We start from the raw sequence: 7279 nt of genomic DNA, 5'->3' as shown, positions 1-7279 counted from the left end.
GCGGCGGCGGCGCCCGGAGCGGCGTCCTCCAGGACCACGCAGTCCGCCGGGCCGGCCCCCAGACGGTGCGCCGCTTCGAGGAAGACGTCCGGGGCGGGCTTGCCGTGCGCGACCTCGTCGGCCGAGACGACGGTCGTCAGCCGGGCGGCCAGGCGGGTGCCCGTCAGGATCGCCTCGATGGCGGCGGGTGAGGAGCCCGAGGCCACGGCCATCGAGGTGCCCTCGGCGGCCAGCAGTTCCACGAACTTCCGCATCTCCGGGTACACGTGTGTGGCGGAGCGGGCCAGCTCCAGATAGCGGCCGTCCATGTCGGCGAGCAGGGCGTCGAGCGGGGGCCGCAAGTCGTAGCTTTCCTTCCAGAGCGCCACCGTCTCCCGGGTGCTGATGCCGACGTACCGCTCGTGCTCGGCCCAGGTGAAGTCGGTGATGCCCTGTTCGGCGAGCGTCTGGCGGCCGGCCTCGAAGTAGTTCGGCTCGCTGTCCACGAGTGTGCCGTCGAGATCGAAGATGACCGAAGTGCGGCCGAGAGTGCTCATGGGATCCAGGATGCCAAGCGGGGGCCGAGCGCGGCCGATACCCCTGCGCCACCGGTCAGCTTCTGGTTGCTCGCCCGATCGACTCCACCAGGGGCAGCACCCGGTGCGGAACGCGCTCGCGCAGTGCCACCTCGGTGCGGGTGCGGACGACGCCGGGCATGCTGATGAGCGCCTGGATCACGTCCTCCAGGTGAGCGTTGTCGCGCGCCACGACCCGGGTGAGCAGATCGCCGCCGCCCGTGATCGAGAACGCCTCGATGATCTCCGGTACGGCGGCCAGCGCGTCGCCGACCTCGTCGAGGTGCCCCTGCGTGACCTCGATGTGCACGAAGGCGAGGACGGGGTGTCCGAGCGCCGCGGGGGACAGTGAGGGGCCCGTGCCGGTGATCACCCCTTCCCGTTCCAGCCGGTCGAGGCGGGCCTGGAGCGTGCCGCGGGCGACACCGAGCATGCGGGCGTACTCGCGCACGCTGGTACGCGGCTGCTCCAGCAGCAGTCGCAGGATGCGGGTGTCGAGTTCGTCCACGGCCATGATCCACCGGCCTCCCTGCCGCCTGGGGTGATCTTCGTCGACCGTACCAATGGCTCAGCCCGCCGCGAGTCCGGTGGGAAGGTTCACCCCTCGTGTTCACCGTTGTCCGCCGCACCGCGTTTGCCGGTGCGGCGCCCACCGCGTTACCTGGAGGGGTGGCGCAAGGTTCGAGGAGCGGCGAGGAGCGACGATGATCACGCAGGAGCAGGTCGACCGAATTCTCCGGCTCGGCGGGAACGGGCTCCCGTTGGTCTCCCTCTACCTTCCGGTGGAACCGGGCCGGCCGGGCCGTCGCGGGTACCGGGCCCGGTTGGCCGGCCTGCTGGACCGCATCAGGCCGCTCGCGGAAGACCACTCGCTGGAGCACGCCGCACGGCTCTCGCTGCGCGACGACATCGCGAAGATAGAGCAGAGGCTCGGCGAGGAACCCCAGCGGCCCGGGACCGTCGTCGTCTTCTCCTGCAGCGGCAACGGCGTCTACGAGGAGGTGTGGCTGCCACGCGCCACCCACGAACGAGTCGTGGTGGACGCGGCCCCCTTCGTCCGTCCGATGCTGGCGGTGCTCGACGAGTACCACCGCATCTGCGCGGTCGTCGTGGACGAGGCCACCGCCCAGATCTGGGAGTACCACCTCGACGAGGTCCGGGAGCTGGAGGCGATCCGCGACCGTACGCTGCGGGGGCCCGAGCACGCCGCGGGGCTCGACGAGGACCCGGTCCGCGACATGGCCGACGAGCTGAGCAAAGGGCACTACCGGCGGCTCATCGGCGAGCTCAAGCGCCTGCTCAAGGAGGGGGGCTTCGATCTGCTGGCCATCGGCGGGCACCCCTATCAGGTACCGGCCTTCATCGAGTTCCTCCCCCGTGACCTGCACGACCGGCTCGTCGGTCGCTTCACCGTCGACCGCGACACCGCGACCGCCGCCGACGTCCGGGACAAGGTACGGGTTCTTGTCACCGACCGCGCGTACCAGGAGCAGGAGCGGCTGGTCGGCGAGATCCTCGAGGCCGCCGCGACCAAGCATCACGCGACGGTCGGGCTCGACGACACCCTGTGGGCGGGGTCGCTGGCCGCGATCCGGACGCTGGCCGTGGACACGGAGGCAGTGGCCCCGGGAGTCGTATGCGACCGCGACGGGCTGCTCGCCCGCACGGGGGAGCAGTGCCTGCTCTGCGGAGACGCCCTTCGCGAGGTCCCCGATGTCATCGGGGAACTGGTGAAGACCGTCATCGAGGACAGTGGCGAGGTCCGCCACATCGAGATGGAGACGGACCTGCGTACGCACCTGACCGGGGCCCTGCTGCGCTTCGAGCTGCCCCCGCACCCGATCGACACGGAGTGATGCCAATGGCATCCGCATGGCTCCCCTCTCCGCTCGGCGACTGTGCCAATGGCTCAGTGCTCCGGAGACCACTTGAGCCAACAGCTCCGATGATGCTGTGATGGGCAGGTCGATGGCGCTGCGGGACCCCCGCGGCGCCTTTTGCATGCCTGACGTACAGGCTGAGCTCAAGGGGCGGGGAAACAGTGCTGAAGAGGGTGTTCGTGGCACCGGACCCGGGCCGGCTGCGGCTGCGCGGCGCCATCCGGGCCGTCCTCGGTATCGGCCTGGCGGTGGCCCTGTGCGGCGTCACCGGTGCCTCCCTCGCGGGCGCGGTCGCGGGAGGGCTCGCGGCGCTGCTCGCCCTCTTCACGGTCACCGACGCCACGGTGCGCGGACAGCTGGCGACGACGGCGCTGCTGCCCGTGGTGGGCCTTCCGGTCCTGGCTCTCGCGGCCACCCTGCACGACCACCCGACGGCGCGGGGCGTGGCATTCCTCGCCGTCGTCGGCGCCGGTGTGTACGCCCGGCGCTGGGGCGCGCGCGGCCATGCCCTCGGCGTCTTCGGGTTCATGGCGTTCTTCATGGCGCAGTTCCTGCACACCGTGCCGGCGCGACTGCCCGAACTGTACGTCGCCGTACTGCTCGCCCTCCTCGCGTCCTCGGCGGTCCGATTCGGACTGTGGTGCTACGAGCGCCGGATGCCGCCCGCCGGGGCGCTCGCCCCTTCGGCCGGCCGGGGCCTCGCCCGTCCCACCACCCGCCAGGCGGTCCAGGCCGTCGTGGCCGCCGCCTTCGCCCTGGGCGTGGGAAGCCTGCTGTCCCAGGAGCGCTGGTACTGGGCCGTCGGCGCCGCCTGGTGGATCTTCGTCAACACCACCTCGCGCGGCGAGACCCTGATCCGCGGCTACCGCCGGGTCCTCGGAACGGTGATCGGCATCGCCCTCGGGGCCTCGGCCGTCGTCCCACTGCACGGTGCGCCCGCACCGACCGTGGCCCTGCTCGCCGTGTGTGTGTTCGTCATCTTCTACAGCGCCGCGGTCTCGTACACCTGGATGATGCTCGCGGTGACGGTGATGGCCGAGCTGCTCTACGGGATGTTCGGCGTGCTGGACCAGCATCTGGTCGTCCTGCGTCTCGCGGAGACCGGCATCGGGGCGATCGGCGCCGCGCTGGCGGTGCTGCTTGTGCTGCCGATCACCACGCACGCCACCACGGACGCCTGGATCGTCAGGGCGATCCAGTGCGTCCACGCCTGCACGACCGAGGCCGCGGCCCGGCTGAACGGCTCCGCCACCGCCGACCCCGCGGCACGCGTCGCGGAGCTGGAGACGGTGCTGAACAAGGTGCGGCTCTCGCTCACGCCCCTTCTGCACCCGCTCAATCCCCTGCGCGCGCGTGGCCGGAGGGCGCGCCAGGTACTCGCGGCACTGAACACCTGCGCACGGGAGGTACGGGGCCTGGCCGCCATCGCGTCGGACCCCGTGGCCTCCTGCGACGACCGTCTCACCGTCGCGTGCGAGCGCGTCGAGAGGGCCGTCGAGGCACTCACCTCACCCGGACCGCGGCGGATCTCGGTCGAGGCCGACGCACCTTCTCTGGAAGAGCCGGTACTCGCACACCTGCACGGGCTCGAGCGGGCGCTCGCCGACCTCGCCGCGCCCCTCCTGCACCCCCGTGCTTCGAGGGCCGTTCGCGTCTGACACGCGCGAGGCAGATGCACGGACCACGTAGAGGGTGGATCACCGCCCGGGCGGGGTAACCCCGCGGCTATCAGACGCACGGAACCCGCGGACCGTGCGGGAGCGGGCCGCGGGTGAAACCGCTTGGGGGTGGCACCATGCGGGACTTCCCGCGAGGAACCGGACAGTCGGAGCGCTTCGGCGCCGACGGGAGCGCGCGGTACCCGACGCCGTGGGCCGAGGGGCCGGGCGGCTGGCTGGATCGTGTTCCGGCAGGTCGCGGGGCGCACGGCGCGACCCCGACCGCACTGCCGGCGATCGGTCCCCGGCGGGCGGAGCTGTCCGTCCCGGGTCTCGCAGGACGCCTGGTACCCGTGCCGGGCCGTCCCGCCGCCTCGACGTCGCACGGCGACTCCCCGCTGTACGCACTCCTGCGCGCCGCCGCCGAGTTCCTCACGCTCCGCCACACCGAGGAGCGCCTCGGCGACCCGGCCCGGCGGATCGCCGCCGCGCGGGCAGAGATCGCGGAGACCGGCACGTACCGCCACACCACCGAGGAACTCGCCTTCGGCGCCCGCGTCGCCTGGCGCAACGCCAACCGCTGCATCGGGCGCCTGTACTGGCGCTCTCTGTGCGTCCGTGACCGCAGGGACGTGCGGACGGCCGAGGACGTCGCCGAGGCGTCGGCGGACCATCTGCGGGAGGCCGCGGGCGAGGGCCGGATCAGGGCGCTCATCACCGTGTTCGCGCCCGACCGGCCGGGCCGCCCCGGGCCACGGATCTGGAACGAACAGCTCATCCGGTACGCCGGCTACGCCCGCCCGGACGGCGGCGTGACCGGCGACCCGCGCAACGCGGGCCTCACCGCGCTGGCCCGGCGGCTCGGCTGGCCCGGCGGCCCAGGAACCCCGTTCGACGTCCTGCCGCTGGTGATCCAGGGCGCCGACGGCAAGCCCGACGACGAACCCCGGTGGTTCACGCTGCCGCAGGACGCGGTGCTCGAAGTGGAGCTCGCCCACCCCGAGTACACCTGGTGGCGCTCGCTCGGACTGCGCTGGCACGCCGTGCCCGCGCTCGCCAACATGTGCCTGGAGATCGGCGGCGTCTGCTACCCGGCGGCCCCGTTCAACGGCTGGTACATGGGTACCGAGATAGGCGCCCGCAACCTCGCCGACACCGACCGCTACAACCTCCTGCCGTACCTCGCGGACCGCCTGGGCCTCGACACCCGCACCGACCGCTCGCTGTGGAAGGACCGCGCGCTCGTCGAACTCAACCGCTCCGTCCTGCACTCCTTCGACCACGCGGGCGTCACCGTCAGCGACCATCACACCGAGTCCCGGCGCTTCCTGACCCACCTCGGCCGCGAGGAGCGCAAGGGCCGCCGGGTCGGCGCGGACTGGTCGTGGATCGTGCCGCCCATCTCCGGCAGCGCCACACCCGTCTTCCACCGCACCTACGAGACCGTGGAACGGCATCCCGCATACGTCCACCACCCGGAGGCGCGCGCACGGGCGCTCGGGGAGACGGGCGGGACCTTGGTCTAGACCGTTGGCCGTCGACTGCTACCGTCGGCCCCGGAGAGCGCGGGACCGAGAGGGGAACGGCAGTGACAGACGGCGGCACGCGGGAACAGCGGGCGTTCATCGGCTCGTTCACGGCGGCGGGAGGCCCCGGCGTCCTGACCGCGGCCGTGGACCGCGGCAGCGGCGCGCTGACCCTCCTGAGCGCGGTGGACGGCGTACCCGATCCCTCCTACCTGGCTCTGTCGCCCGCCCACGGCATGCTCTACGCGGTCAGCGAGACGGCCGACGGCGCGGTGGCCGCGTACCGCGTGGACGGCGACGAACCGAAGCCCGCCGGGCCGTTGGTCTCCGTCGGAGGCAGCGGCCCCACGCACCTCAGCGTGTTCGAGGGACACGTCCTGACCGCCAACTACGGCTCCGGCAGCGTCACCGCCCTGCCCGTGCGCGACGACGGCACGCTCGTCGGCGCCGCCTCCAGCGTGCTCCAGCACAAGGGCCGGGGCCCGCACACCCGGCGCCAGCAGAGCCCGCACGCCCACCAGGTACAGCCCGACCCGAGCGGGCGCTGGGCCGTCAGCGTCGACCTCGGCACGGACTCCGTACGGGTGTGCGCGCTGGACGGCGGCCGGCTCACGCTGCACCGCGAGATCGCGCTGCGCCCCGGCTCCGGGCCCCGCCACCTGGCCTTCCACCCGCGCGGCGAACACGCCTACGTGCTCAACGAGCTCGCCCCCACGGTCACCGTCTGCCGCTGGAGCGCCCTGGAAGGCTCTCTGCGGCCCGTCGGGGAGACGCCGGTGCTCTCGGGGGTCCCGGACGGTGACGCGTACCCCTCGGGCATCGTGGTGTCGCCCGACGGACGCTTCGTGTGGACCGCCACCCGCGGCCAGGACGTCGTCTCCGTGCTCACGCCCGACGCGGTGGGCGAAGGGCTGCGGCTGGTCGCCACGGTGCCCTGCGGCGGCACCTGGCCGCGCGCGCTGGCCCTCGACCCCTCGGGGCGTTTCCTGTACGCCGCCAACGAGCGCTCGGGGGACGTGACCTGGTTCGCGGTCGACCCGGACACGGGGGTGCCGCGACGGGGCGGCTCGGTGGAGGTCCCGGCGGCCTCCTGCGTGGTCCTCGGCTGACCCGCCCGGCGCCGGCTCGCCGCCGTTCCGCGAGCCGCCGACGTACGAGAGAGCCGACGAGACAAGGGCCCGCTCCTGTGAGAGGAGCGGGCCCTTCGGCGTGCGAGGGGTGGTGCCTGGGCGGTCAGCGGACCGGCGCGCCCTGCGGCTGCTGCGGGGCGATGCCCAGCGCCGTCGTGTACTTGGCCAGCGCGAGCTTGCCGATCGCCGGGTACGGTCCGAGCGCCTCGGCGGCGGAGCAGCCCGCCTCCTTGGCGGCCGCGTCCAGCAGACCGGCGTCGATCTCCGGGCCGATCAGGTACGGAGCCAGGGCGAGCTGCTGGGAACCCGAGCCGCGCAGCTGCTCGGCGGTGGCCGCGATCGCGCCCTCCTCGTCCAGCGCCGCCGCCATCACCGGCACGGCGAGCCGCGCGGCGAGCAGCATGCCGGTGATCCCGGCCGCCTGTACGGCCTCCTCACACCTCTCGCCATGGCGACGCCGGAGATCGCCCACAGCAGACGAGGTTGTCCGGCTCGGAAGTAGCGAAGGAGCGTCCGGGAAATGCCGGCGAC

6 protein-coding genes and 1 pseudogene are annotated in these 7279 nt (G+C 73.0%); 4 read left to right on the top strand and 3 right to left on the bottom strand.

Annotated elements, in window-relative coordinates; genetic code table 11:
* Nucleotides 1-536, bottom strand: a 536-nt coding sequence (locus ABZ656_RS54810; protein ID WP_360279789.1) for an HAD family phosphatase, incomplete at its 3' end; no start/stop codon positions are given.
* 55 nt (nucleotides 537-591) lie between these two features.
* Nucleotides 592-1068, bottom strand: coding sequence for an Lrp/AsnC family transcriptional regulator (locus tag ABZ656_RS54805; RefSeq protein ID WP_101407610.1), 477 nt, complete (start codon nucleotides 1066-1068; stop codon nucleotides 592-594).
* Between the two features lie 190 nt (nucleotides 1069-1258).
* Here ABZ656_RS54805 and ABZ656_RS54800 point away from each other — a divergent pair, with 190 nt between their 5' ends.
* From ABZ656_RS54800 to ABZ656_RS54785, 4 genes are all read left to right on the top strand, one after another.
* Entirely contained in the window at nucleotides 1259-2410 is a 1152-nt protein-coding gene (locus ABZ656_RS54800; protein WP_360279786.1) for a hypothetical protein, read from the top strand.
* Nucleotides 2411-2595: 185 nt separating this feature from the next.
* Nucleotides 2596-4092 carry an FUSC family protein gene (locus ABZ656_RS54795; RefSeq protein WP_101407608.1) on the top strand — a complete coding sequence of 499 codons (1497 nt, stop codon included), beginning with the start codon at nucleotides 2596-2598 and terminating at the stop codon, nucleotides 4090-4092.
* A gap of 137 nt (nucleotides 4093-4229) precedes the next feature.
* Nucleotides 4230-5618: a nitric oxide synthase oxygenase gene (locus ABZ656_RS54790; protein WP_101407607.1), complete on the top strand. Its 1389-nt coding sequence runs from the start codon at nucleotides 4230-4232 to the stop codon at nucleotides 5616-5618.
* A gap of 62 nt (nucleotides 5619-5680) precedes the next feature.
* The gene (locus tag ABZ656_RS54785) at nucleotides 5681-6727 is read left to right on the top strand and encodes a lactonase family protein (RefSeq protein WP_101407606.1); all 1047 of its coding nucleotides are present in this window, start codon (nucleotides 5681-5683) and stop codon (nucleotides 6725-6727) included.
* A 124-nt stretch (nucleotides 6728-6851) separates the two neighbouring features.
* Here the strand turns inward: ABZ656_RS54785 and ABZ656_RS54780 are convergent.
* Nucleotides 6852-7184 (bottom strand): annotated as a pseudogene (locus tag ABZ656_RS54780) (hypothetical protein); the annotation flags it as partial.
* Between the last annotated feature and the right edge of the window lie 95 nt (nucleotides 7185-7279).

Origin of the sequence: Streptomyces sp. NPDC007095 (genome assembly GCF_040634475.1) — a bacterium.
Classification (GTDB): Bacteria; Actinomycetota; Actinomycetes; order Streptomycetales; family Streptomycetaceae; genus Streptomyces.
This window is presented reverse-complemented; position numbering and strand designations above follow the sequence as displayed.

Excerpts from the sequence above, each read along its gene's own strand:
- ABZ656_RS54805 (WP_101407610.1), bottom strand. The coding sequence starts at position 1,068 with ATGGCCGTGGACGAACTCGACACCCGCATCCTGCGACTGCTGCTGGAG.
- ABZ656_RS54800 (WP_360279786.1), top strand. The coding sequence starts at position 1,259 with ATGATCACGCAGGAGCAGGTCGACCGAATTCTCCGGCTCGGCGGGAAC.
- ABZ656_RS54790 (WP_101407607.1), top strand. The coding sequence starts at position 4,230 with ATGCGGGACTTCCCGCGAGGAACCGGACAGTCGGAGCGCTTCGGCGCC.